This is a genomic window from Lysobacter sp. Root983 (assembly GCF_001429345.1).
GTDB lineage: Bacteria > Pseudomonadota > Gammaproteobacteria > Xanthomonadales > Xanthomonadaceae > Lysobacter.
The window spans coordinates 577,242-603,728 of record NZ_LMJO01000017.1 but is presented as its reverse complement, the minus strand read 5'-3'; the positions used below and the strand labels follow the sequence as shown (position 1 = coordinate 603,728).

Annotated in this window: 16 protein-coding genes; 14 read left to right on the top strand and 2 right to left on the bottom strand. The window is 69.1% G+C overall.

Features of this window, described 5'->3' with window-relative positions:
- The first annotated feature begins 138 nt into the window (after window positions 1–138).
- The 12 genes from ASE43_RS18640 (at window position 139) to ASE43_RS18585 (ending at window position 19,790) form a co-directional block, all read left to right on the top strand.
- A complete protein-coding gene (locus tag ASE43_RS18640; protein WP_162258811.1) occupies window positions 139–930 on the top strand; it encodes a TonB family protein in 792 nt (263 codons plus the stop codon).
- Between the two features lie 91 nt (window positions 931–1,021).
- Window positions 1,022–2,311, top strand: coding sequence for a bifunctional tetrahydrofolate synthase/dihydrofolate synthase (gene folC, locus ASE43_RS18635; protein ID WP_057161487.1), 1,290 nt, complete (start codon window positions 1,022–1,024; stop codon window positions 2,309–2,311).
- A gap of 388 nt (window positions 2,312–2,699) precedes the next feature.
- Window positions 2,700–9,632: a hypothetical protein gene (locus ASE43_RS18630; protein WP_057161486.1), complete on the top strand. Its 6,933-nt coding sequence runs from the start codon at window positions 2,700–2,702 to the stop codon at window positions 9,630–9,632.
- Window positions 9,629–11,545 carry a PQQ-binding-like beta-propeller repeat protein gene (locus tag ASE43_RS18625; RefSeq protein ID WP_157500063.1) on the top strand — a complete coding sequence of 639 codons (1,917 nt, stop codon included), beginning with the start codon at window positions 9,629–9,631 and terminating at the stop codon, window positions 11,543–11,545. Before ASE43_RS18630 ends, ASE43_RS18625 begins: the two co-directional genes overlap by 4 nt.
- Window positions 11,546–11,567: 22 nt before the next feature.
- Window positions 11,568–12,248, top strand: coding sequence for an SCO family protein (locus tag ASE43_RS18620; RefSeq protein ID WP_082607370.1), 681 nt, complete (start codon window positions 11,568–11,570; stop codon window positions 12,246–12,248).
- Window positions 12,235–12,828, top strand: coding sequence for an SCO family protein (locus ASE43_RS18615; RefSeq protein WP_056172498.1), 594 nt, complete (start codon window positions 12,235–12,237; stop codon window positions 12,826–12,828). The genes ASE43_RS18620 and ASE43_RS18615 overlap by 14 nt, the downstream gene beginning before the upstream one ends.
- Before the next feature lie 3 nt (window positions 12,829–12,831).
- On the top strand, window positions 12,832–14,241 hold the full coding sequence (locus ASE43_RS18610; protein ID WP_057161483.1) for a c-type cytochrome: 1,410 nt from the start codon (window positions 12,832–12,834) through the stop codon (window positions 14,239–14,241).
- 168 nt (window positions 14,242–14,409) lie between these two features.
- A complete protein-coding gene (locus tag ASE43_RS18605; protein WP_056172503.1) occupies window positions 14,410–15,330 on the top strand; it encodes a DUF2167 domain-containing protein in 921 nt (306 codons plus the stop codon).
- A 202-nt stretch (window positions 15,331–15,532) separates the two neighbouring features.
- Complete coding sequence (locus tag ASE43_RS18600; protein ID WP_057161482.1) at window positions 15,533–16,600, top strand: SPOR domain-containing protein; 1,068 nt, start codon at window positions 15,533–15,535, stop codon at window positions 16,598–16,600.
- An 11-nt stretch (window positions 16,601–16,611) separates the two neighbouring features.
- Complete coding sequence (locus tag ASE43_RS18595; RefSeq protein WP_057161481.1) at window positions 16,612–17,388, top strand: CvpA family protein; 777 nt, start codon at window positions 16,612–16,614, stop codon at window positions 17,386–17,388.
- A gap of 30 nt (window positions 17,389–17,418) precedes the next feature.
- Window positions 17,419–18,888, top strand: coding sequence for an amidophosphoribosyltransferase (purF, locus tag ASE43_RS18590; protein ID WP_056172513.1), 1,470 nt, complete (start codon window positions 17,419–17,421; stop codon window positions 18,886–18,888).
- A 95-nt stretch (window positions 18,889–18,983) separates the two neighbouring features.
- Window positions 18,984–19,790: a ferritin-like domain-containing protein gene (locus ASE43_RS18585; protein WP_056172516.1), complete on the top strand. Its 807-nt coding sequence runs from the start codon at window positions 18,984–18,986 to the stop codon at window positions 19,788–19,790.
- Between the two features lie 99 nt (window positions 19,791–19,889).
- Here ASE43_RS18585 and ASE43_RS18580 read toward each other — a convergent pair whose 3' ends face one another.
- A complete protein-coding gene (locus ASE43_RS18580; RefSeq protein WP_057161480.1) occupies window positions 19,890–21,332 on the bottom strand; it encodes a phosphatidylinositol-specific phospholipase C domain-containing protein in 1,443 nt (480 codons plus the stop codon).
- Between the two features lie 405 nt (window positions 21,333–21,737).
- On the opposite strand from ASE43_RS18580, the gene ASE43_RS18575 reads away from it, so the two are divergent.
- Complete coding sequence (locus ASE43_RS18575; RefSeq protein WP_157500061.1) at window positions 21,738–23,987, top strand: TonB-dependent receptor; 2,250 nt, start codon at window positions 21,738–21,740, stop codon at window positions 23,985–23,987.
- A 168-nt stretch (window positions 23,988–24,155) separates the two neighbouring features.
- Here ASE43_RS18575 and lpxH read toward each other — a convergent pair whose 3' ends face one another.
- Entirely contained in the window at window positions 24,156–24,890 is a 735-nt protein-coding gene (gene lpxH, locus ASE43_RS18570; RefSeq protein ID WP_057161478.1) for a UDP-2,3-diacylglucosamine diphosphatase, read from the bottom strand.
- A gap of 173 nt (window positions 24,891–25,063) precedes the next feature.
- On the opposite strand from lpxH, the gene gltX reads away from it, so the two are divergent.
- Window positions 25,064–26,464, top strand: coding sequence for a glutamate--tRNA ligase (gltX, locus tag ASE43_RS18565; protein WP_057161477.1), 1,401 nt, complete (start codon window positions 25,064–25,066; stop codon window positions 26,462–26,464).
- The last annotated feature ends 23 nt before the right edge of the window (window positions 26,465–26,487 follow it).

Genomic DNA, 26,487 nt, shown 5'->3' with positions numbered 1-26,487 from the left:
AACCATGGCGGGCGCCACGCCCCGCAGTACGACCAAGCGGTGCGTCGTGTCTCGTAGGCACGCCCGAGGCCGCATGCTTCAATTAGGCCTCGCCGCGAGCGTGCGGCCAGACTTCGTCCAGGGGGATTCATGCGGGCTTTGTTCGCGGCGCTGTGCATTGCAGGTACGGCGCTCGCGCCGGGTTCGGTTTTGGCCGATGAGGGCGCGCCGGCGATACCGACGGACTGCCCGCCGCCATCGCAGCGGCCGCGGCCGCCGGCTCAGCCCCGCCCCGATATCAAAGAGCCCAAGACCGTGGTGCTGGTGATCGCCCTGGACCGTTGCGGCCAGGCCGGCGAGATCGTGGTCGAGCAAGGTTCCGGCATCGCCGCCCTGGACGAGGCGGCCAGCGAGGCCGCCAGGAGCTGGCGATTCAATCCGTCCCCCGAGGGGCCGAGCCGGGTGCGGGTGCCGGTAGAGTTTTTGCCCAGACAGGAGTCGACCGTGCCCGGCGCTGCCGAGCCGTCGCTCGACAAGCTGCGTGCGCAATACCGGGCGATGCAGGTTGCGCGCGTGGCCGCGCGCGCCGATCGCACGGTCGAGGGATTCATCCCCGATCCGCAGCCGCTGGCGCACGAGACCATCGCCGCCAGCCTGTCGATGCTGGAGCGCGAAGCCAAACTGCAGCCCGATTCGCCGCCGGGCACGCGGGTGTATGTGCGCGCCGATGGGCTGGACATCACCCAGTGGACGCTGTTCGACGAGGGCTGGGCGTTCGTGCCTGCCTTGATCCGGCAGCGCCTGGTCAGCGATGGCGGCAACGCCTTCATGCTCAGCCGCGGCCTGTGCGAAGCCAAGCGCGCGGGCGAATGCGCGCGCTTCGAGGACTTCATGCGCAGCATGCCGCGTCAGGAAACCCGGCCGCCGCCGCCGCTTCCGCCCGAGTCCTGAGCGTTCGGGGGCGGCGTTGCCGCGTGCGTCGCGGTGGGCCGCGGCCGCCGCCGCGATCCCCCCGAGGCGGGTTCTGGGCGACAATAGCGCCATGCAACGCACGCTCGCCGACTGGCTGTCCCATATCGAACGCATCCACACCAAGTCCATCGACATGGGGCTGGAACGCATCCGCGCCGTGGCCGCGCGCCTGGGCTTGAAACGCCCGGCGCGCAAGGTGATCACGGTCGGCGGCACCAACGGCAAGGGCTCCACGGTGGCCTTCATCGAGGCGATCGCACGCGCCGCCGGCAAGCGCGTCGGCGCCTACACCTCGCCGCACCTGCTGGCCTACAACGAGCGCGTGCGCATCGACGGCCGTGATGCCGACGACGCGGCGCTGATCGCGGCCTTCGAGGCGATCGAGGCCGCGCGCCTGGACGGCGACGAGATCGCGCTGACCTATTTCGAGTACGGCACCCTGGCCGCGTTGTGGCTGTTCGAGCGCGCCAAGCTCGACCTGGCCATCCTCGAGGTCGGCCTGGGCGGGCGCCTGGACGCGACCAACCTGGTCGATCCCGACGTGGCGGTGATCACCACCGTCGATCTGGACCACCAGGACTATCTGGGCGACGACCGCGAGAGCATCGGCTACGAGAAGGCCGGCATCGCGCGCGGTTGGAAGCCGCTGGTGCTGGGCGACGACGATCCGCCGTCCAGCGTGCTGCGCCACGCCTACGCGATCGGCGCCTCGGCCGTGCGCGCGAACTGCGATTTCTTCTTCGAACCGCTGCCGGCCCAGATCGACGCCGAGCCGCAATGGCGTTGGCGCGAAGTCGGCTACCGCGCCGATCTGCCGATGCCGCGGCTGTCGGCGCCGGCGCAGTTGCGCAACGCCGCGGTCGCGATCGCCGCGCTGCGCGCGTTGGGCGGCGCGCCGAGCAAGTCCCAGATCGCCGAGGGCGTGGCGCGTGCGCACGTGCCGGGCCGCCTGCAGCGGTTCGAGCGCGATGGCGTGGAGGTGCTGGTGGATGTCGGCCACAATCCGCAAGCCGCGCGCGAGCTCGCGGCCTGGCTGGCGGCCGCACCCGCCGCGGGCCGCGTGCGCGCGGTGTTCGCCGCGCTCGCCGACAAGGACGCCGCCGGCGTGGTCGCGGCGCTGGCCGAACGCGTGGACGAATGGCATCTGGCCGGTCTGGCCGACAACGGCCCGCGCGGCCTCGACGTGGACGCGTTCGCGCAGCGTCTGCAAGGCGGCGCGGCGGGCGAGGGCGAGCGTCATCCGGACGTCGCCGCCGCATTGAGCGCCGCACTCGCGCGCGCCGAAAGCGGCGATCGCATCCTGGTGTTCGGCTCCTTCCACACCGCCGCCGCCGCGCTGGAATTTCTGAGCGCTCGCTGAGGTCGGCTGCGGCGGTGTAGCCGAGTCGGCTGGTGCGGTCTTCGCAGCCGCACATCGATGCTGTGCTGCGTCATGGCGGACGGTTCTTGCAGGCGAAATTCGCCGAAAATGGCTCAAATCACGTGCGAATTGCATAATTTCTGTGCCCTAAAGAAGCGCCCAAACACCGCTGTCGCATTCGCTGGATTTCGCGACCGCACTGTGGGGTAATCGGGCCGTAGCGTGCGTCTGGCCCATCGGGAGTGCGGCCAGGGATCTGGAATCGATCCGTTATCGACGCGAAGGGGCTAGTGACCATCGGTCGTGTTCCGCACGGAAGCATCACGAGGGCAGGCGCCTAGTCGGCCCGCGATCGCACGCGACTGAGGGAACAGTTATGGCCTGCAGAATGTGGTTGGCATTCGTGTCCACGGTCTTGTTGTTCGCCGTGTCGTCGCCGGCGATCGCGCAGCCGCGCACAGGCGGTCCCGTGGCGACCTCGCCGACCAAGCCCGGCGCGCCGACACAGATCGGTTGCAGCGACAAGACCCTGACCGCGCACGTGGTCGCGATAGACCACCCCATGGTGTTCAACCGGATCGGCGCCCAGAACGTCAACTGGATGATGTACGCGCTGCGCCATGACGTGATCGAGCGCTCTTCGGCCTACCCCTTGGACTACACCAAGCAGGGCGAAACCCTGTTCGCGTCGGTGAAGGAGAAAAGCAACAGCCGCGGCATCGCCTTGCGTCCCGACCTGCGGCCGCGACCGCTGGTGCTGCGGGTGGCGGCCGACGAGTACCTGCTGGTGCGGTTCACCAACCTGCTCGAGCTCAAGAATCTGCAGCCGGGCGGTTCGGGCTCGACCAACAGCGGGCCGTTCAATTCCGAGCCCGATCCCTTGCCCGGCGTGGATCATCCGCTCGAGCACGCGGCCAAGGACGCGCCCGGCGGCGACGTGATCTACAACATCGACGACCAGGTCGCCAGCCGCAGCGTCGGCTTCCATCCGCAGGGCCTGGAGCCCGCGCCGTTCATCGACAGCGACAGTTCCTACGTCGGCGGCAACGCCGATAGCCTGGTCAAGCCCGGCGAAAGCCGCGACTACTGTTTCCATGCCCCCGCCGAGGGCGCGTTTCTGGTGTCCAACCCCGGCGCGGCCTTCGGCGGCGAAGGCTCGGCCGGCAACAGCGGCGTCGGCCTGTTCGGCACGATCGCGGTGCAGCCGCGCGGCGCCAGCTTCTATCGCGCCCAGGTCACGGAAGAAGAAATGCGGCTGGCGACCAAGGGCACGGCGCCGACCGGGCAGCCCATCATCGACTACGAGGCGCTTTACCCCAACGATTGCGCTCAAAACGGCATCTGGTGCCGCGAAGGCAAGGCCGGTCAGCCGATCCTCAACATGGTCGCGCAGGGCGACCGCATAGCCACGTTCGAGGAAATCTATTACCCGCGTCGCCTGGCTCACGCCGACACCAACGCCATCGTGATGGGCACCGGTAGCGACGGCCGTTTCAGCGCCGATACCTATCCCTTGGAAAAGGCCGGGCGCCGCAATCCTTCGCTGCCCAACCGGCTGGAGCCGTTCCGCGAGTTCGTTTCCGTCTACCACGACGAAAACGCCGCGACCCAGGCCTTCCCGTACTTCTTCGAGCACCCGGAGCTGGGGCATACCCTGCACGGCGTGCGCGACGCCTTCATGATCAACTACGGTTCGGGCGGCATCGGCGCGGAGATCATCGCCAACCGCCTGCAGGCCGGGCCGATGCAGGATTGCATCGACTGCGCCTACGAGGAGTTCTTCCTGTCCTCGTTCGCGGTGGGCGATCCGGCGATGCTGGTCGACAGGCCGGTCAATCTGGCGATCGGCCGTTGCCAGCCCGAATTCGTCGAGGCGCGCAAGCGCAAGGAACTGGGCCAGTCCTACGACCAGAGCCATGAAGATGGCTTTCAGAAGCACTGCGACTGGAAGGGCATGGGCGCTGCGGCGATCGCGCAGAAGGCCTATTACCCGCACGATCCGGCCAATGTGCATCACAGCTACATCGGCGATTTCGTCAAGTTCCGCAACGTGCATGCGGGCAAGGAACAGCACGTGTTCCACCTGCACAACCATCAGTGGCTGTTCAACCCCAACGACGACAACTCCAACTACATCGACGCGCAGGGCGTGGGTCCGGGGTCGGGCTATACCTACGAAATCGCATTCGGCGGTTCCGGCAACCGCAACAAGACCGTCGGCGATGCGGTGTTCCACTGCCACTTCTATCCGCATTTCGCCCAGGGCATGTGGTACATGTGGCGCAACCACGACGTCATGGAAACCGGCACGCCGCTCGCGGTCAGTCAGACCGGCAGCCTGTACCACGACAAGCCCTATGCCTTGATGGACGGCGAGCCGGCGAGTAAGGCGCGCGCGCTGCCCGACGGCGAGATCGTCGCCGGCACGCCGATCCCGGCGGTAGTGCCGCTGCCGGGCAAGGCGCTGCCGCCGATGCCCGCCGCCGTCAGCGTGGCGCCCAAGCAGACCGGCCTGGGGTCCAAGGCGGTGCTCGACGGCGTGTTCGACAGCAAGACCACCAATCCCGGCTATCCGTTCTGGATCGCCGGCGTGACCGAGCACTCGCGCTGGTCGTCTTCGATCGGCCATCGCCCGACCACGCCGCCGCTGGACATGAGCGCCAGCGCCGGCGGTTTCGACGGCGGCCTGCCGCGGCATGCCCTGGCCGGCTACGCCGAGGGCGGCAAGGACGAGTCCAAGCTGACCCGGCTGACCGCGGAAAAGCATCTCAAGCAGACCAAGCCGATCTACTTCGACGAGACCGGCACCGATCTGGAAAAAGTGGCGATGAAGTTCCATGCCACTCGCGAGCACCCGAGCCATCGCTACGACCGCAACGGCGTGACCTCCGCCGCCGCGTTCGTGGTCAACGGCGCCCCGGCGGTGCCGGGCGCGCCCTACAACGAACCCTGCATCGACGATCGCGGCAAACTGCTGACTGCCGGCGACGCCAGCGGCGAGTTCTTCGGCGGCGCCACGTTCGACGCGATGATCAAAGTCGGCGACGCGCTGCCCGGCGGGATCCAGTACGGCGCCAAGAATCCGCGCGTGTACAAGGGCGCCAACATCCAGCTCGACGTGGTGTTCAACAAGGTCGGCTATCACTACCCGCAGCAGCGCATCCTGACCCTGTGGGACGACGTGGTGCCGACGCTGGACAACAAGCGGCCGCCGGAGCCGCTGGTGCTGCGTATGAACACGTTCGATTGCGCCATGTATCAGCACACCAACCTGGTGCCCAAGGATTTCTACGCCGACGACTATCAGATCACCACGCCCACCGATGTGATCGGGCAGCACATCCATTTGCCGAAATGGGACCTGACCTCGGCCGACGGCAGCGCGAACGGCTGGAACTACGAGGACGGTACTTTCTCGCCCGGCGCCGTGCGCGAGCGCGTCTACGCGATCAATCAATGGAACGCGGCCCAGGCCAAGGCCGGCAAACCGGTGGTGCCGAAGCCGGACGGCAGTACCACGCCGCTGGTGCCGGAGCCTCATCCGTATTTCGGCGCGCTCAGCGGCCATCAATTGGCCGATTGCCGCGCCAAGTGGCTCAGCGTGGGCGGCGACTTCGAGTCCTTCGAAAAGAACTGGGGCGCCTACCCGAAGGCTTGCGACTGGTTGGGCGCGCGCACCACCTTGCAGCGCTGGTTCTCCGACCCGCTGATCAACGCCGCCGGCGTGCATCGCGGGCTGGGCATCACTTTCACCCACGATCACCTCGGCCCGTCCACGCACCAGCAATTGGGCCTGTACGCGACCATGCTGACCGAGCCGCCCGGGTCGGAGTGGCGCCACAACGAGACCGGCGTGCTGTTGGGGTCGCGTAAGGCCGGCGCCCTGTTCGGCGCCAACAGCGACGGCGGCCCGACCAGCTGGCAGGCGACGATCACCGGGCCCAAGAGCGGCCGCATCGACGTCGACAAGGACGGTCGCGACGACGCCCACCGCGAATTCTTCCTGCAATTCGGCGATTTCCAGCACGCCTACCAGAAGGGCGTCTACGTCGGCGTCACCGCCAAGGGGGTGCCGTACAAGTACGACGCCAGCGCCACGGTCGGCCCGCAGCACTATCGTCAGGCGATCCACCCGTCGGTGCGCAAACCGGCCAGTACCGTGCGCGACATCGTCAAATACGATTCGCATTGCCCGGGTGGCGAGGGCTCGCAGACCCTGCCCGGCGCGGTGTACTCGGCCCAGGGCAAGGTGCCGCGCCCGTGTCCGGAAGCCATCTCGGCCGACGACGTCGGCATGATGGTGGTCAACTACCGCAACGAGCCGGTCGGCGCGCGCGTGTACGACCCCAACAGCAAGAGTCAGGCCGCCGGCTACGCGGGCGATCTGTCCTATGCCTTCCAGACCCGCACCGATCGCAGATGGAGCGACCTCAACAGCCAACTGGGCAGCACGCCGTATCCGGCGCTGACCAACCACGTGCTCAAGGGCGACCCGTTCACGCCGATCATGCGCGCGTATTCGGGCGACCTGATCCGGGTCAAGGTCCAGGCCGGTTCGCACGAGCACGAGCACAACGCGACCATCAACGGACTGACCTGGTTGCAGGGCGGCTCCGGTTTCGGTCAGGCGCCGCACTCGGGTTGGCGCGGTTCGCAGAACGCCGGATTGTCGGAGCAGTTCACCTTCGCGACGCGGATCACCGACTACGCGACGATCAACAACCTCACCGACCGCCTGTACGCCATCGACAGCAGTCAGGACGGCTTGTGGAGCGGCGTATGGGGGGTGCTGCGCAGCGGCAACCGCCGCGACTCGCGCAGCGACGTCCTGCATACCCTGCCCAGCAATCCGCGCCCGACGCTGTTGCGGCCCGGGCTGGGGCTGGTGCGGTACAACGACTGTCCGTCCGACGCCCCGCTGCGCATCTACCGGGTCGCGGCGGTGTTGGCCAATCAGGCCCTGGACAAGCCCAGCGGCACCAGCTTCCCGTCCGGCGGCGCCAGTGGCCTGAACGGCAGCGGCGGCACCTTGGTCTATAACCCGCGCACCACCGCGATCACGATCGCGGCGGTCGACGAAAAGGGCAATCCGACCGGTCTCAGGCATAGCTACGGCACCGGTCCGCTGCACGATCCGACCGCGGTGATGTTCGTGCGCGAAGAGGATCTGGATGCGCGCGGCAAACTGCGCGCGGGCGTGCCGGTGGAGCCGTTGGTGTTGCGTGCGGGCGCGGGCGAATGCGTGCAGGTGGTGTTGAGCAACCGTCTGCCGCGCAACCGCTTGCTGCGTTCGACCAGCCCGATGCCGGACCTGGACGGTTACAGCTCGCTGTCGGGTATCGTGCCGCAGGACCCGGGCTCGACGACGTCCGACATGACCACCTTCAACAACAACCATTTGCGCCCGTCGAACCGCATCGGCCTGCATCCGCAGATGGTCCATTACGACGTCCAGGCCTACGACGGCAGCGCGGTCGGCGTGAACAAGACTTCGCTGGCCGAGCCCGGCACGTCCTATGTCTACCAGTGGTATGCCGGCCAGCTCGAGACGGTGGCTTCGGCCGAGCAATGCCCGGCCGAAGCGCTGAGCGCCGACTATGCCGAGCTGAGCGTGTTCCCGGAAAATCCGACCTTGCGGCCGCTCAATCAGATCTACGACGCACCCGCCTTCGACCGTATCGCCAGCAGCCTAATCGCCGACACCGTCAGCAGCGAAAGCCGCAGCATTTCGCCCGAAGCGCCCGAGGTGAGCAAGGTCAGCGCCGAGCTGCGGGCCTTGCCGAGCGTCGCGGCCTGTCTCGAAACCGTGCCCAGCGCGGAGACGGCGGCCAAGATGGGTGCGTCCCGCGATGACGAGCAACTGGCGTCGATCGAGTCGCTGCGCGATCCCAGCGGCAGCGCCGCCGTCGCCGACGACCCGATCGACGAAGCGCCGTTGATCGTGGATCCGCAAGCCAAGGCGCAACTGGTCTACGACCGTTCCGCGCGCTTGCAGGCGCGTCAGACCTGCGTCGGCGCGCAGGTCGGGCGCGATATGCAGGCTTCGATCTACGACCATCTGGTCAAGGACTCCGACGCCGCCGAACTGCTGCAACCGCCGCCGGCCGAACAGCAGAGTCTCGGCACCGCGCAGGCCCAGGCGACGGCGCCGGAAACCCTGGAGTCGCGCGCGCAGGCGCTGTCGCAAAAATTGACCGCGAGTTTCCTCTACCAATTGCCCGAAGCCGACGACGACGGCGATTTCGCCGCCGCCTTCGCCTGGCGCGACGAGGTCTATCCGGCGTTGAGCGCGGATACCACCCGCCTGGCGGCCTTGGGCGGGCGCTGCCGATTCGTTCCGGTCGAGTTCGGCGGCAGCAACCTCTCGCCGCCCGACCGTATCAAGCAGGGCCAGAAGGCCGCGGTCGGCGCGCTGATCGTCGAGCCGCAGGGTTCGCGCTGGTCCGAGTACCGGGACGACGCCGCGATCGACCGCCAGAACCCCGGCGCCACCCAGCAGAACCGGCGCGCCACGCGCGCGTCGGCGACGGTGACCTATCCGGTGGCCGGTGGCCTTCGACCGATCTATCGCGGCATGCGCGACATGGCGATCGTGCATCAGAAGGGGCTCAACTTCCGCTATGCGAAGGGCGATGCGGTCGCCAACCTGGCGGCCGAGCGCGAGGACTTGCAATCGCCCAATCTGACCGCGCCGGAGGACGCGCACGATTCCGGTCACATGGCGATCAACTACGGCAGCGAGCCGCTGTGGTTCCGCTTCGGTCTGGCGCCGGATGCGCCATTCGGGCGCCTGGGCTTCGGCGGCGTGGACCATGCCTGGCAGGCATTCTCGAATCAGTGCTGCGACAACGGCGGCAGCGCGGCCACCGCGCAAGCTTCCGTGGGCGAGCCCTACGTGCCGATCATGCTCACCAGTCCGGGCGCGGAGACGCGCTTGCGGGTGCTGATGCCGACCGGCGTCGGCCGCGCGACCACCTTCAGCCAGCACGGACATGCGTGGCCGCGCGACCCCTACCTGGCCGAGAACGTCGACGCCGCGCGACTGCCCGTGGGCGGTTCGGCCAATACCTGGGGAATCGCGGCGAAATGCATCGGCGACAATCCGCTGCAGATGGCGCTGGGCGGGCAGGAGAGCGTGAGTCCGATGGCGCATTTCGACGTCGTGCTGGCGTCGGCGGGCGGCAAGGATAGAACCACCGGCGATTTCCTGTGGCGCGACATGGGCGGGTTCGGCATCAGCAACGGCTTGTGGGGCGTGCTGCGAGTTTCAGAAAAATCCAAGCTGCAGTCCGCCTTGCCCCTGCGCGAAAGTTGCTTATGACGAGAGTCCGCGGAAGGGGCTGGCAGTACGCGCTGGCCCTGTTGTTGTGCTCCTCGGCGCAGGCGGCCGAGCCTTACCTCGACCGCAGCCTGGAGAGCGAGGGCCTGTCGTTGCGGGTGCGGATCGAACCCGAGCCGACGGAGGGATCGCCGACCGGGGCCGGCCCGCGTCGCGGCATCGCGGCCGCGCCCAAGGCCGGCGACACCGTGCGCCTGAGCATCGACATCGAACGCCTCGCCGACGGCGAGGCGTTGTCCAATCTGGGCATCGGCGCCTGGCTGGACCGGGAGACCTCGGTGATGTCCGGCGCGGTACCCGCCTGCGGTCAGCGGGTCTCGGCGATTCTCGGCAGCGGCCTGATGCAGCGCCCGCTGGTGGATCTCACCGGTTACTACGTGCTCACGCTGGATGCCGAGGGCAGCGTCTCGGCGCTCGATCCGGCGGTCCAGTTCGCCGGCCGAACCAGCCTGTACGCCGCGGTGCAACTGGGCGGGGTGCCGTTCGATTGGGTCAAGAGCGGCGACGACCGCTGGCTGTTCGTGGCGTTGCCCGAACGCCGGCAGGTGGCGGTGGTTGATCTGCAAACCTTCAAGATCCGCCAACGCATCGATCTGTCTGGTAAGCCCACGCGCCTGGCGCTGCAGCCCGACGGCCAGGTGCTGTGGGTAGCGCAGCGCGGCGAGGCCGGCGGCGAAGGCGAGCGCATCGATCTTATCGCGGTCGGCGACGGCCGCCGCGTCGGCGGCATGGCGCTCGCGCCCGGACATCACGAAATCGCCTTCAGCGACGAAGGGCGCTACGGCTATGTCAGCAGCCGCGATACAGGCGCCGTGGCAGTCATCGACAACGCGTCCGGCCAGCGCCTGCGCGAGGTCGAGCTGGGCGGCCAGTTGCTGTCGCTGGCGTATCTGCCCGGGCAGTCGAGCCTGTGGGCGATCGACGGCGAGCGCGGCGTGGTGCATCGCCTGAACGCGCAAGGCGCGCAGATCGACCGCATCGCGCTCGAGCCCGGCCTGGGGCCGGCGCGTGCGACGCCGGACGGCCGTTACGTGCTGATCGTCAATCCTTCGCAGCATCGTCTGCACGTACTCGACGCCGCCGATGGCGCGGTGCTGCATTCGCCGACGATCTCCGGGCGGCCCTACGATCTGTTCTTCAGCCGCAACTACGTCTATGTGCGCTCGCTCGACATCGAGCAGTTGGCGATGATCGGCTTGTCCAGCCTGGGCGATGGGCCGGTGCTGCAGTACATCCCGGTCGGCGCCAAGGGGATCGGCGCCACCCCCGCGTTGCCGGTCGCTTCCAGCATGAGCGAGAACATGGAAGGCGCGGGCGCCTTCATCGCCGCGCCCGGCGAGCGCACCGTCTACCACTACATGGAAGGCATGAACGCGCCCGACAGCGGTATCCGCACCTACGGCCATACGCCGTTGGCGGTGGCGATCAGTCGGCGCGGCCTGCGCGAAACCGGGCGCGGTCGTTACACCACGAGCTTCAAAGTGCCTTCGCAAGGGCGCATGGTGCTGGCGCTGGCGACCGAATCGCCGCGCGTGCGCGAATGCCTGGCCTGGACGGTCGCCGCTGGCGCGCCGGCGAAGGAGGCCGCGTGGTCGCTGCAATGGCTGGAGCAACCGGCAGGCGGGGTGCGCCGCGGCCAAGCGGTCGAATTCCTGGTGCGACTGAGCGCGGCGCGCGGCGCGCGGGTGCCGGATCCTGCCCGGTTCTCGGCCTGGGTCGTGTCCGGCGGCGGCGGTATCGCCCAGCAATGGCCCTTGTTGCCGACCGCGCGCGCCGGCGAGTACCGGATTTCCGGCCGGGTCGACGCGCCCGGCGGTTACTACGTGCACGTGCGCGACGCCGCGGGGTCGGCGACGCGTCTGTCGGCGTTGCCGGCATCGTTGATCGTGGAGTGAGCGATATGCGAGGAAACACCGAATGAACCCGACCACGAGAGCGCCGGCCCGTGCGCGGCGGCGCGGCGCGCGCATGGCGCGATGGGCGCTGGCCTGCTGGATGGCGGTCTGCCTGCCGGTGCCCGCGCAGGACGATCCGCATGCCGCGCATCGCGCGGCGCTGGCTCGCGCGCAGGGGGCGTCGCCGACCCGCGTGGCCTTGCCCGGAACGCGACTGAGCATGCGCGACGGCAGCGCCGTGCGCCTGCAAGCGGACAGCTTCGACGACCGCATCGTCGTGATCGATTTCGTCTTCACCCAATGCACCACGATCTGCCCGGCGCTGACCGCGGTGATGGCGTCGGTGCAGCGCGGCCTGGAGCCCGGCGCCGACGATTGGCTGCTGGTGTCGGTCTCGGTCGACCCGGCGCACGACACGCCGGCGCGCATGGATGCCTACGCGCGCAATGTCGGCGCCGGGCGCAACTGGTGGTGGTTGACCGGCGCTGGCGGCGAGGTCGACCGCAGCCTGCGCGCATTCGGCTTGCCGCCCGGCAGGCCGCAGGACCATGCGCCGATGGTGCTGGTCGGGCACCCCGCGAGCGGCCAGTGGCTGCGCTGGGTCGGCATGCCGTCGCCGAAGCAATTGCTGGCCGCGGTCGCATCCTTGCGCGTCTCCGCAACTCGGCCCGGGCCGCAGAGGACCGCGCATGCGCAGCCTTGAGCGCTATCTGGCCTCGGCCGCCGTTTGCATCGCCTTGGCGTGGCCGCTGTACGCCCACAGCGCCGACACGGGCGCGGACGCGGCCAAGGCGGAACGCGCGCGCGCCTACTTCAGCGATGCCGTGCTGGTGGACCAGGACGGCAAACGGCAGCGCTTCTACAGCGACCTGCTCGGCGATCGCGTGGTGCTGATCAACGTAGTGTTCACGCGTTGTCCCAGCGCCTGCCCGCTCATGACCCAGCGCCTGAAGCAGGTGCGCGCCGAACTCGGCGACCGCTTCGGCAGGGACATACGGTTCCTGTCGCTGTCGGTCGATCCGGCCTACGACACTCCGGCGGCGATGAAGGCCTTCGCCGCCAAGCAGGGTGCGGACGAGCCGGGCTGGCGCTTTCTGGTCGCCGATCCGGACACCATGAAGCAGGTCCTGGGCAAGCTCGGTCAATGGTCCGACAACGCCGAAGACCATTCGACCCTGCTGATCGCCGGCAATGCCGCGCGCGCGCACTGGACCAAACTGCGTCCGGACGCGTCGCCGCAACGGATCGCGGCCGATCTGGAACGCCTGCGCGCGGGCCCCTGAAGCATGCGTCGATTCCTGCCGCTCGCAGTGTTGGCGGGCCTGAGCGCATGGTTCGGCATCGCCTGGTGCGTCGAGAGCGACCTGGGCCGTGCGATCTATTCGATCGGCGCGGGCCGCGACGGTCGCGAAATCGGCGGCCGTATCGGCGCGGACGGCGGCCTGCGCATGCAGGGCGGCGCGGTCGCGTGCGGCAACTGCCACGGCCAGGACGGCCGTGGCGGCGGCGAAGGCTGGCTGCAGGCGCCCGATCTGCGCTGGTTCGCGCTGAGCAAACCGCACGGCCGGCTGCGCAGCGACGGCAGCACCCGGCCCGCCTACGATCGCGCGTCGCTCGCGCGCGCGCTGCGCGGCGGGATCGCGCCGGACGACGTCGCCTTGGACAGCGCCATGCCGCGCTACGACCTGGCCGAGGACGAAATCGATGCGCTGATCGCGCACCTGCGCACGCTGGACGGCGCGGGATCGGCGCCGGTGCCTCCGGCGCTGGTCGTGTTGGCGCCGGAGCGCGGGCAGGGTGCGGCGACGCGCCTGCTGGACGGGTTGCGGCGTTGCACGGTCGCAGGCGAGCGGATGCCGGCGCTGACCGTGTTGCGCTACGCGAGCTTCGACGACGCGCTAGCGCAGCTGCAGGCGATGGAGCAGGCCGGTACCGTGGCGGCGGTGTTCGCACCGTACTTGCCGGCGGTGGAGTCCGCTTATGCGCGTGCGCCGTTCCAGCGCAGCTTGCCGACGCTGCTGCCGATCGCCCTGGACGGTCTGGAGGCGGCGCCCGACGCGTCCTTGTTGTTCCGTCTGCCGTCGCTGCGCGCGCAAGCACACGCCTTGCTGCGCGCCTTGCCCGCGCGTAGCGGCGGAACGCTGATCATCCAGGCCGGCGCCGGCCAGGCCCTGGCCGAAGAGCTGGGCGATGCCGCGCAGGCGCGCGGTTGGCGGGTCGGCCTGACGACGGACGCGCAAGCCGCGTCGGCGGCCGATGCGGTGCTGGTCTTGATGCCGTTGACGGCGCCCGCACCCGTGCCCGTACCCGTACCCGTACCCGCTGTCGACCGCGCGACGACCCTGTTGGTGCCGGCGTTGTTCATGGATCCATCCGCGGCGGAAGCCTGGCGGGCGCGCGGCGCGCGCGTACGCCTCGCGTTCCCGTATCCGCCGCGCAGCCAGGCCCTTGCGGGCCGCTGGATCGGTCCCGAACAGGCTTGGACGGCCTTGGCCTGCGAACTGCTGACCCGCCTGCCGCCGATGCCGCGCTCGCGCGAGGCCTTGCCCGCGTGGCGCGCGCAGCTCCCGGCGATGGCGCCGCTGCGGCTGGACGCCTGGTTCGAGCTGCCGGCACGTTCCGATTTCGACGACGAAGTCGGCCGCGTCGCGTTGATGGAGTGGCCCGAGCGCGCCGATCCTGAGGAACCGCGGTAGCGCTGCGGGGGTAGGCGAGGCCGCGGCCGTCGCTGCTTGGCGGCAGGCGTCTGCCGCGCCCAGTCGTTCGGTATGCGCCGAACCGGTCGGTTTCGGCTTGTCGCTACGCGCGCGCAGCGGCGACACTAGCGCCGAGGGCGTGGGGACGCCCGCTCATGGGGAATTCGAATGTGGAAGTGGATGCTGGTCGGCCTGATGGCCGTCGCGGCGGGCGCGCATGCCCAGGAAACGACGGACGCCGAGCGTAAGGCGGCCGAGCAGCAGATCGCGCAGGTCGTGCAATCGCTGCAGTATCACGACGGCCAGATCGCCGTGGCCAAGGCGCAGGCGCATCTGAACCTGGGCAAGGAGTTCCGCTATCTGGACTCGGCCGACGCGCGCAAGGTGCTGGAGCAGTTGTGGGGCAATCCGCCCGATGCCGATGTGCTGGGCATGGTCGTGCCGCGCGACGGCGATCTGCTCGGCGATCAGGGCTGGGCGGTGGTGGTGACCTATGCCGACGAGGGCTACGTGTCCGACGAGGACGCGGCCAAGATCGACTATGCGCAGATGCTGCAGGACATGAAGGACGAGGCCAAAGAAGGCAGCAAGGAGCGGCGCGAAGCCGGCTACGGCGGCATCGAGCTGGTCGGCTGGGCCGAACCGCCGCATTACGATGCCGGCGCCAAGAAGCTGTACTGGGCCAAGGAACTCGCGTTCGAAGGCAGCCAGAACCACACCCTCAACTACGACATCCGCGTGCTCGGCCGTCGCGGCTATCTCAGCCTCAACGCCGTGGCCGGCATGGGCGAGTTGGGCCAGGTCCGCACCGGCATGCAGCAGTTGCTGCCCGCGGTCGAATTCGACCAGGGCGCACGCTACGCCGATTACGACGCCAGCACCGACAAGACCGCGGCCTACGGGCTGGCGGCGCTGGTCGGCGGCGGCATCGCCGCCAAGGCCGGCCTGTTCGGCAAGATCGGCGCCTTGCTGCTGGGCCTGAAGAAGCTGTTGATCCCGCTGGTGCTGGTGATCGGCGCCTTCTTCGGCAAGATCCTGAGCTTCTTCCGTCGCGGCAAGAAGGACGGCGACAGCGGCGTGGTCAGCTGACCCCACGCCTGCGCATGCGCGGGCCGACCGGTCCGCGCATGCGCATAGCCCGTCGCTACGGGCTTGGCGACGCAATCGGGCAGGTCGCGCGGGCCGCGCGGGGGCGCTACCTGAATGCCATGCGTGCCGTAAACGCCGGCTCGACTGCCAAGCGGCGCTATAATTCGCGCCGGCACCCGACTCAGCGAGCGATCGAGTAGCGATGGAACCTGCCCTGAAACAGCGACTGATCGGTGCGGCGGTATTGGTCGCGCTGGCGGTGATCTTCCTGCCCATGCTGATCAAGGGACCGGCGCCGGAAAGCAGCGCCTCCGACGTCCCGCTCAATCTGCCAGAACAGCCCGAAGGCCAGTTCGAGACCCGCGAACTGCCCTTGGTGACGCCGGGCGATGCGCCCAACGGCGGCGCCCTCGGCCTGTCGCCGGCCGCCTCCGGCGCCCCGGGCGAGACCCTGCCGACCGTGGACACCGCGGTCGAAGCCGCCAAGACCGCCGCCAGCGGCGCGATGCCGGCCGCCACCGCGGGCGGCGATTTCGCCGTCAGCTTCGGCAGCTACGCCAGCAGCGGCGACGCCGACCGGGTGGTCGCGGCCCTGCAAGGCGCGCAGCTGCCGGGCTATCAGGAAGCCGTGCCGGGCAACGGCCGCACCCTCTATCGCGTGCGCATCGGGCCCTACGGCTCGCGCGCGGACGCCGAAACCGCGCGCCTGGCCTCGACCAAGGTGCGCAACGACATCAGCGCCAAGGTGGTGACCCTGGACGCCGACGCGACGCCGGCCGCCAGCGCCTCGGCCTCGCAGCCGGTCGCGACCGCGGCGCCGACGGTGTCGGCCGCGGTACCGCTGAGCGACAGCCGCACCGCCGCCAAGCCGGCCGCGTTGCCGCCCGAGCCGGCCAAACCCGCCGCGAGCAAGCCCGAGCCGGCCAAGCCGGTCGTTGCGCCGGCCAAGCCGCCGGTCGCGGCCGCCAAACCCGCCGTCGAACCGGCCAAGCCCGCGGTCGCCCCGCCGGCGCCGACCAAGCCGGCCGCCAGCAACACCGGCTTCGCGGTCCAGTTGGGCGCGTTCGGCAGCGCCGACGAGGCCAACAAGCTGCGCGACCGCGCGCGCGCGGCCGGGTTCAGCGCCTTCGTGGAACAGGTCCGTACCGACAAGGGCACGCTCAGCCGCGTGCGCCTGGGTCCGGTCGCCAACCGTGCCGACGCCGACAAGCTGAAAAGCCAGGCCGCGGCCAAGATCGGCGTCGACGGCATCGTCCGTCCGCATCCCTGAGCGAGGTCGCGATGGGCGCCGCCGACTTGATTCTGCTGGCGGTGGTCGCGATATCGGCGCTGTTGGGGCTGATGCGCGGTTTCATCGGCGTGGTCGCTTCGCTGGCGGCCTGGGTGCTGGCCGGCTGGGCCGCGTTCGGTTTCGGCGGCAGCGCCGCCTTGATGCTGTCGGACAACGGCGCGCCGGGACTGGGCGAGATGTTCGGCGGCTACGCGCTGTGTTTCCTGGGCGTGTTGGTCACGGTCTGGGTCGTCGGCTACGTGGCCAAGCGCATGGTCCACGAGTCCGGTTTGTCGGGCGTCGATCGGGCGATGGGCTTCGTGGTCGGCGTCGCGCGCGGCGCCCTGATCGCCAGCATGCTGGTGATGCTGGTCGGTTTCACCCCGCTCGCGCACCGGCGCGAGTGGCGCTCGGCAACGCTGGTGCCCTTGTTCGTGCCCGGCGCGCACATGGTGCGCAGCTGGATGCCCGACTGGGCCGGCCGGGCCATGGATTTCAGCGGCGGCGCGCCGGCCTGGATGCCGTCGTTGCCCAAGCTGGATTTGAACATGCAGGGCCTGCCGGGCCTGGGCAACGGCAACGGCCAGTCTTATGGCCAGGACGTGCTGCCCATTCTCAACGCCGGCGTGCTGCCCTTGCTCAAGGGCGCGGGCCTGAAGGACCCGCTGCCAGGAGGCACGCCATCGCAGGATGCGCCGCAGGGCGATCCGCTCGAAGTCGCGCCTCGCTCGAAGCGCGACGAAACCCTGCCCGTGCCGGTCGAGCAGGACGAAGCCTTCGTGATGTAACTCCACGCAACAGCCTTAGGACTCAGAATCATGTGCGGCATACTTGGCATCGTCGGCCATAACGACGTCGCGGCCCAGCTTTACGACGGCCTTACCGTGCTCCAGCATCGCGGCCAGGACGCGGCGGGCATCGCCACCGCCGACGGCGCCAAGCTGCGCGTGCACAAGGGCAACGGCCTGGTCAGCGACGTGTTCGACGAGAAGGCGATGCGCCTGCTCGATGGCCGGGTCGGCATCGGCCATTGCCGCTATCCCACCGCCGGCAGCGAGGGCTCCGACGAAGCACAGCCGTTCTACGTGAACTCGCCGTTCGGCATCGCGCTGGCGCACAACGGCAACCTGATCAACACCGACGCGCTGCGCCGCGACGTGTTCGAACAGGACCGCCGCAACGTCAACACCGAATCCGATTCCGAAGTGCTGCTCAACGTGTTCGCGCACGAGCTGGACATGCAGCGCGGGCTGACCCCGGAGGCCGCGTTCAAGGCCATCGAGGGCGTGCACCGGCGCTGCGTCGGCGGTTACGCCGTGGTCGCGATCGTGCTCGGCCTGGGCCTGGTCGCGTTCCGCGATCCCAACGGCATCCGTCCGCTGGTGCTGGGCAAGCGCCACAGCGGCGGCCAGGACGAGTACGCGATCGCGTCGGAGTCGGTGGCGCTGGACCTGCTGGGCTTCGAGCGCGTGCGCGACGTGCGCCCGGGCGAGGGCATCGTGGTCACGCCGCGCGGCGAGCTGTACACCCAGATGTGCGCCGAGCCGCGCCAGCACGCGCCGTGCATCTTCGAGTTCGTCTACTTCGCGCGCCCGGATTCGATGATGGACGATGTCTCGGTGCACAAGGCGCGCATGCGCATGGGCCAGACCCTGGGCGAGAAGATCCTGCGCCTGCGTCCGGACCACGACATCGACGTGGTGATCCCGATCCCCGACACCTCGCGCGACGCCGCCCTGGAAATCTCCAACGTGCTGGGCGTGAAGTACCGCGAGGGCTTCATCAAGAACCGTTACGTCGGCCGCACCTTCATCATGCCGGGCCAGGGCGAGCGCGCGAAATCGGTGCGCCGCAAGCTCAATCCGATTCCGCTGGAGTTCCGCAACCGGGTGGTGCTGCTGGTCGACGACTCGATCGTGCGCGGTACCACCTCCAAGCAGATCGTGCAGATGGCGCGCGACGCCGGCGCGCGCAAGGTCTATCTGGCCTCGGCCGCGCCCGCGGTGCGCTACCCGAACATCTACGGCATCGACATGCCCTCGGCCGACGAATTGGTCGCGCACGATCGCACCGACGACGAAGTGCAGACCCTGCTCGGCTGCGACTGGTTGATCTACCAGGATCTGGACGCGCTGGAACAGGCGGTGTCGGGCCCGAAGCACCGCATCGATCATTTCGACTCGTCCTGCTTCAACGGCGAGTACGTGACCGGTATCGAGCCGGGCTACTTCGAGCGTCTGCAGCAGCTGCGCTCCGACGACGCCAAGAAGACCCGCCGGGTCTCGTGAGCCCCTCGCTTTTCGCTCCGGCTTTTCCCCCCTTTGCAAAAGGGGGGCAGGGGGGATTTGCTGTTGCTCGTACCACCGCCCCAGTTGGCTGACCCGTGCCCAGCCTGTACGACGCCGCGCGCGCTTGCCTGGACGCCGCCACGCCCGAGGACAAGGTCGCCGCGACCTTCGCCGCCGCCGACGCCTACGCACGCGGCGAGCTGACCACGCCGGACGACGCGCCGGCGCCGGATCCGATCCGCATGCCCGGCCGCCCCGAGCGGCCCTGGCTGGTGCATCCGCGCGACCTGCCCAAGCGCGGCTTCGGCACCCAGGAGGGGCGCGCCGCGTTCGTGCACGCGATCGCGCATATCGAATTCAACGCCATCGACCTGGCCTGGGACGCGGTCTACCGTTTCCGCGGCTTGCCGGCGCGGTTCTACGCCGACTGGGTGAGCGTGGCCAGGGACGAGGCGCGCCACTTCGCGCTGTTGCGCGCGCGCCTGCGCGAGCTGGGCTACGACTACGGCGATTTCGACGCCCACAACGGCCTGTGGGAAATGGCCGAGAAGACCGCCCACGACGGACTGTCGCGCATGGCCCTGGTGCCGCGCGTGCTGGAGGCGCGCGGCCTGGACGTGACGCCGGGCATGATCGTCAAGCTGCGCTCGCTGGGCGATACCGCCACGGTCGCGATCCTGGAAACGATCCTGCGCGAGGAAGTCGCGCACGTCGCCGCCGGCTCGCATTGGTTCCGCTGGTACTGCGAACGCGAGGGCATCGAACCCGGCCCGCGCTTCCGCGAACTGCTGGCCGAGTACGCGCGCGCCGTGCTCTACGGCCCGTTCAATTTCGAAGCGCGCAGCGCGGCCGGTTTCGACGACGAGGAACTGCGCATGCTCGAGGCCTTCGTCCAGCGCTGAGCATGCCCTGATCCGCGTCGCGGGCCCTCCAGGGGCTCGCTGCTGCAACAGGGGCGCGCGCGGGGCCGCCTGTCATGGTGGAGGCCACCCGGGCGCGCCTCAGCCCACCCGCACCAGCACCCAGCGTTGCGCGTAGGCGTTGTTGATCGAGAGGCTGTCGTAGTAGTGGTAGAGCTTGACCGGGCTGCCGTTCTCCTGGCGAGCGCCGAACACGTCCAGTACCGAGCGCGGCGCGTGCTTGGGACTGATCCGGAGCAGGCCGACGTCCAGGCGCCGGCTGTCCGGGTCCTCGCCCATGCGCTCGAACTTCCACAGCTGATCGTTGCGGCCGTTCACGGCTTCGATCGCGATCGCGCTGCCGTCGGCGATGCCGCCGTCAACCACGGTCAGCGCCTTTTCCGGAGCGCTCAGCGCATGCAGGCGATAGTAGCCGCCGCCGACGTTGTGCACGCGCCAGCGCTGCCCGCTTTCGGTCGGCATCGGCGCCATGCCGGGCAGGGTGGGCATGCTGGGCCAGAGCGGGGGCAGGTCGGTCAGGGCTTGGCAGATGCCGACATCGCGCCCGCCGACCAGCACGGTCAGGCGGCTGTTCAGCGCCAGCCGCGGCCGCAGTTCGTAGATGGCATCGTCGCGCAGGCTTTCGCTGGGATTGGCGCTGACGATGGCGGCGATCAAGTCGTGGTACATGCCGCCGGTGAACTGCTCCGGGTAGTCCATGGGCACGATGCCATAGCGTCCCGGCGCGGCGGCGCGAAAGAACCGGTAGAGCTTGGGGTTGGTGGTTTCGGCTAGGGTGATCGGCCAGACCGTGCCGGTGCCGCTGGCGAAGTTGATGAACAGCTTGCGTTTGTCTGGGTCGCGCACCGCGTCCGACAAGGCCCGCTCGACGTAGACATCGAACTTGCTGGCGCGATTGAAATGCGAGTAGACCTTGTATTCGTCCTGCACGTCGAAGAGGACGCCGTCGGCGTTGAGGTATCGGAACGGGCAGTTGTCCGGCCAGTAGGTGGCGTCGATGCCGATCGCGCCGGGTTGGTAGCGGCGCAGCAACACGATCTTGCGCCTGACCTCGCCCAGCTTGGGCACCGTCTTGCCGGTGTGCCAGAACTCGCGGCTGCCGGAATGGGCGATGCTGGCCGCGAACAGGTCGGCGAAGGCCTGGTCGTGATGGCCCGGCTGCTCGTTCTTGACCGACATCACGATGCATTCGAAGTTGTGCGCGGCCAGGAAGCGCTCGCAGACGCCCAGCACATAGTCGAACGTGCGCTCCATGTCGGACGAGCCGTGGCACAGCCGCAGCACCGGCGGCGACACCGCGTTGTCGTAGCGCAAGCGTATGTCGAGAAATCGGATGCCTTGCCGCAGCTGGGCTTCGATATCCAGGTCCTGGCAGCGGGTCCAGCCCTCTTTCATGCCGATGTCGCTGCGGTACAGCGCGGTCACGCTGTCGTGGGTGCCGGGGATGCTGAGCTCGGACAGGTAGCGGCTGTCGTCGACGTACCGCATCCAATCGGTGACGACGGCGCGCGAGGCATTGGGCATGGCGGACTCCGGGGGTGTCGGATGCTGCGATGGTTCCGCGCGCAATCGGGCGCGGCAATCGCCGAAATCAGGTAGGCCGCAGGCGTATCGCCGCGCCGCGCGTGCGCCCGCTGTCTGTGGGAGCGGCGTAAGCCGCGATGGAACCCACTTGCGACGCGAGCCGGAAGCACGTCGGCATTCGATCGCGGCTTACGCCGCTCCCACAGACAGCGCGTGGACGATTCATGGTGCTGGCGCGCGAATCGGGCTGGGGAGCGTGCGCTGCGCAGCGTTGTCGGACGAACTGCCTTCTGACTGCAATCTCGCGTACACACGATATCGACAGACTTCCGCGGCTTCGCTCTGCATGCCGCCCGGAGTGATACGTGCCAACGCGCGGCGGCCTCCCCGATGGAAATCCCCGACATGACGACGAAGACGACGATCCTCGCCGCCTCGATCCTGCTGTGCCTGTACACCGCCGCCGCACGCGCCGAGAGGCCCGCCGCGCAGCCCGATGCCGACGCCGCGTCCGCCGCGGCCATGGACGACGCCACCACGCTGGATGCGGTCTCGGTGGTGGGTACCGGCCAGACCCGTCAGGTCCAGTCGCTGGGCCGCGCCGACCTGCAGCGCGAAGCCGCCGGCACCAGCCCGCTCAAGGTCATGGCCAAGCTGCCGGGCGTGCATTTCCAGAGCTCCGATCCCTGGGGCAACTACGAATGGTCGAGCAAGCTCAGCATCCGCGGCTTCTCGCAGCAGCAGTTGGGCTTCACCCTCGACGGGGTGCCGCTGGGCGACATGAGCTACGGCAACCACAACGGCCTGCACATCAGCCGCGCGATCATCAGCGAGAACCTGTCCGGCGCCGAGCTGTCGCAGGGCAGCGGCGCGATCGACACCGCCTCCAGCGGCAACCTCGGCGGCACCCTGCGCTTCTTCAGTAGCGACCCGTCCGCCGACTACGGCGTGCGCCTGGCCCAGACCTTCGGCAGCGACGCCACCCGCCGCAGCTACGCGCGCGTCGACACCGGCGACCACAACGGCTTCAGCGCCTACCTCAGCGGCGCCTTCCACACCACCGACAAGTGGAAAGGCGAGGGCCCGCAGCGCAACGCTCAGTTCAACGCCAAGTTGGTCTATGCGACCGAGGACCTCAAGCTCACCGGCTATGCCGCGACCTCGCGCCGGCGCGAGACCGACTACGCCGACCTGTCGCTGGATTCGGCGCGCCGCCTGGGCATGGATTGGGACAACTACGCCGGCGACTGGCAGCGCGCGATCGACGCCGCCGGCGGCATCTTCCGCGGCGGCGTGAACAGCCTCGACGATGCCTACTACATCGCCCGCGGCCTGCGCGACGACGACCTGCTGTACGTCTCGGCCGACTGGTCGGCCAGCGAAGACCTGAGCTTCGCCGCCACCGCCTATTACCACCGCAACGAAGGCCAGGGCCATTGGGCCACGCCCTACGCGTCCTCGCCGACCGTGCCGATCGCGATGCGCACCACGGAATACGACATCGAGCGCACCGGCATCACCCCCAGCCTGACCTGGCAGATCGGCAACCATCGCCTGCAGGCCGGTCTGTGGCTGGAGCGCAACGCCCACGGCGTGCAGCGCAACTTCTACAACCTGCGCCGCGACACCCCGCCCAACGGCATCTACTTTCTGCGCGATCCCGACGCACGCGTGTTCCGCCAGCGCTTCGACACCGACACGCGCCAGTTCTACATCACCGACCACATGGAGTTCATCGACGGCCGCCTGGCGATCGATGCCGGCTTCAAGGGCACGCGCGTGGAGACCGACGGCAAGAACCTGATCGGCAGCCGCGCCGGCGGCAAGCTCGAAGCGGAGGACAACTTCCTGCCGCAGGTCGGCGCGCGCTGGCAGTTCAGCGAACACGAGGAGATCTTCGGCTCCTACAGCGAGAACATGGCCGCGTTCCGCACCGGCGTGAACGGCCCGCATTCGACCTCGCAGGCCGCGTTCAATGCCGCCGTGGCGACGCTGGAACCGGAAACCTCGCGCACCATCGAGGCCGGCCTGCGCACCAGCCGCGACGGCCTGGAAGCGTCGGTGGCGCTGTACCGCGTCGACTTCGAGAACCGCCTGCTCGCGATCGCGCGCTGCGCCGGCATCGTCGGCTGCGCGTCCAGCTTCGCCAACGTCGGCGACGTCGAGACCCGCGGCGCCGAACTGACCGTGCTGTGGACGCCGATCGAGGGCCTGAGCTGGTACAACTCGCTGGCCTTCAACAAGTCCGAATACGCCTCGGACTACCTGGACGGCACCACCTTGATTCCGGCCAAGGGCAAGGACGTGGTCGACGCGCCCAAGCGCCTGTACGCGACCGAGCTGCGCTGGAGCCGCGACGGCTTCTCGGCCCAGATCGGCGCCAAGTACACCGACAAGCGCTACCTGACCTATCTCAACGATTCCAAGGTCGGTTCGTTCTGGGTCGCCGACGCCGCCGTGTCCTACGAGTGGACCGAACTGAGCTGGGCGGATGCGTTCAAGCTGCAGCTCAACGTCACCAACCTGTTCGACGAAGACTACTTCGGCAGCATCGGCACCAACGGCTTCGTGACCTCCGACCCGAACGGTCTGAACTACACGCTGCAATCGGGCGCGCCGCGGCAGATGTTCCTGACCGCGGAAGTGAAGTTCTGATGAGGTGGCATCTCTCCTAGGGGGAGATGCTTGCTTCGACCTGCCACAGCGACGAAATCGTAGGGTGCGGTGAGCCCTGGGCGAACCGCACCTTCGCGCCGAATCGGGCGCCCGCGACGGTGCGGTTGCCACCGCACTCTAGGTCGCTCCGAGGCGACGCTGAGAAGTTCAGCTCAGCGCCTGCAGTTGCAGACCATCGCGGTTCACCCGCAGCACCGAGCCCTGGTCGTACCAGTCGCCCAGCACCACGCGCTGGCGCGCGCTGCCCGCCACGTCCAGTTCGTGCACGGCGGGGCGGTGGGTGTGGCCGTGGATCATGCGGACCAGGCCGTAGCGCGCGAACACGCTGTCGACGGTGGCCGGCGAGACGTCGGTGATGGTTTCCATGGTGCCAGCGTCGCGCAGGCCGGACTGGTGGGCCTTGCTGGCCGCGCGCGCCTGCTGCGCGAAGGCCAATCGCGCGGCCAGCGGCTGGGCCAGGAACTGCGCCTGCCAGGCCGGGTCGCGGGTCTGGGCGCGGAACTGCTGGTAGGCCAGATCGTCGGTGCACAGCAGGTCGCCGTGCTGGATCAGGGTCGGCTGGCCGTACAGCACCACCACCGCCGGGTCGGGCAGGATGCGCATGCCGGCGCGGCGCGCGTAATCCTCGCCGAGCAGGAAATCGCGATTGCCGCGGATGAACGACACTGGCACGCCGCTGTCGGCCAGCGCGCGCAGCTCGGCGGCCACGTAGGCGCCGGTCTCGGAGGGGTCGTCGTCGCCGACCCAGGCTTCGAACAGGTCGCCCAGGATGTACAGGGCGTCGGCGCCTCGGGCCTCCGAGCGCAGGAATTGGCCGAACAGGGCGGTGGTCTGCGGGCGTTCCGCGTCCAGGTGCAGGTCGGAAATGAAAAGGGTCGTCATCGGCCTAGTTTAGGGCACCGGCGCCGAGCGGCAGGCCGGGCGCGGCGCGCGCGGGCGGCCCAGGCCCGGATTCGTGCCGGTTCGCGCCTCGAGGCGCTGCGCTGGCGGCGCGGCCGGCAGCGCCACGGCCACTCCGTTAAAATGCCCGATTCCCCGATCCATCCGAGCCCCGCATGACCTGCCGCACCCGCTTCGCTCCCAGTCCCACCGGCTACCTGCACATCGGCGGCGCGCGCACCGCGCTGTACTGCTGGCTGGAAGCGCGCCGCGCGGGCGGCCAGTTCATCCTGCGCATCGAGGACACCGACCAGGAGCGCAGCACCCAGGCCGCGATCGACGCGATCCTGGAGGCGATGGACTGGCTGGGCCTGGGCTACGACGAGGGCCCGATCTACCAGACCCAGCGCCTGGCGCGTTATCGCGAGGTCGCCGAGCAGATGGTCGCGGCCGGCACCGCCTATTACGCCTACGAGACCCGCGAAGAGCTAGCGGCCGCGCGCGACGCCGCGATGGCGGCCAAGGAGAAGCCGCGCTACAACGGCGCCTACCGCGACCGCAACGCGCCCTACCGCGACGATCCGAACCGGGTGATCCGCTTCAAGAATCCGCTCGATGGCACCGTCGCGTTCGACGACAAGGTCAAGGGCACCATCGAGATCGCCAACAGCGAGCTCGACGATCTGGTGATCTTCCGCGCCGACGGCTACCCGACCTACAACTTCGCGGTCGTGGTCGACGACCTGGACATGGGCATCACCGATGTCGTGCGCGGCGACGACCACGTCAATAACACCCCGCGCCAGATCAACATCTACCGCGCGCTGGGCGCGCCGGTGCCGCATTTCTCGCACCTGCCGATGATCCTGGACGAGGACGGCAACAAGCTGTCCAAGCGCACCGGCGCGGCCGATGTGATGCAGTACCGCGACGAGGGCTATCTGCCGCACGCGCTGCTGAACTACCTGGTGCGCCTGGGCTGGTCGCACGGCGATCAGGAAATCTTCTCAATCGAGGAGATGACCCGCCTGTTCAAGCTCGAGGACGTGAACTCCAAGGCCTCGCGCCTGGATTCGGCCAAGCTGGGCTGGCTGAACCAGCAATACCTCAAGAACGACGATCCGGTCGAGGTCGGCAAGCACCTGGAGTGGCACCTGCTGAACAACGGTTACGACCTCGCCGCCGGCCCGGCGCCGGCCGACGTGGTGATCGCGCTGCGCGACCGCGTGCAGACCCTCAAGGACATGGCCGAGCGCGCCGGGGTCTGGTATCGCCCGCTGCAGCAGTACGACGAGGCCGCGGTCGCCAAGCATCTCAACGCCGCCGCCCAGGCCCCGCTGGCCGAGGCGCGCACGCGCCTGGCCGCGCTGGAGGCCTGGACCGCCGAGGCCGTGGCCGCGGCCCTGCATGCCGCCGCCGAGGCCCTGGGCATCGGCATGGGCAAGGTCGCCCAGCCGCTGCGCGTGGCCATCACCGGCACCCAGGTCAGCCCGGACATCTCGCACACGGTCTATCTGGCCGGTCAGGCCCAGGCCTTGCAGCGCATCGACGCCGCCCTCATTAAGATCCCAGCCTAGGACGCGTCAGCGCCGCGCCACCG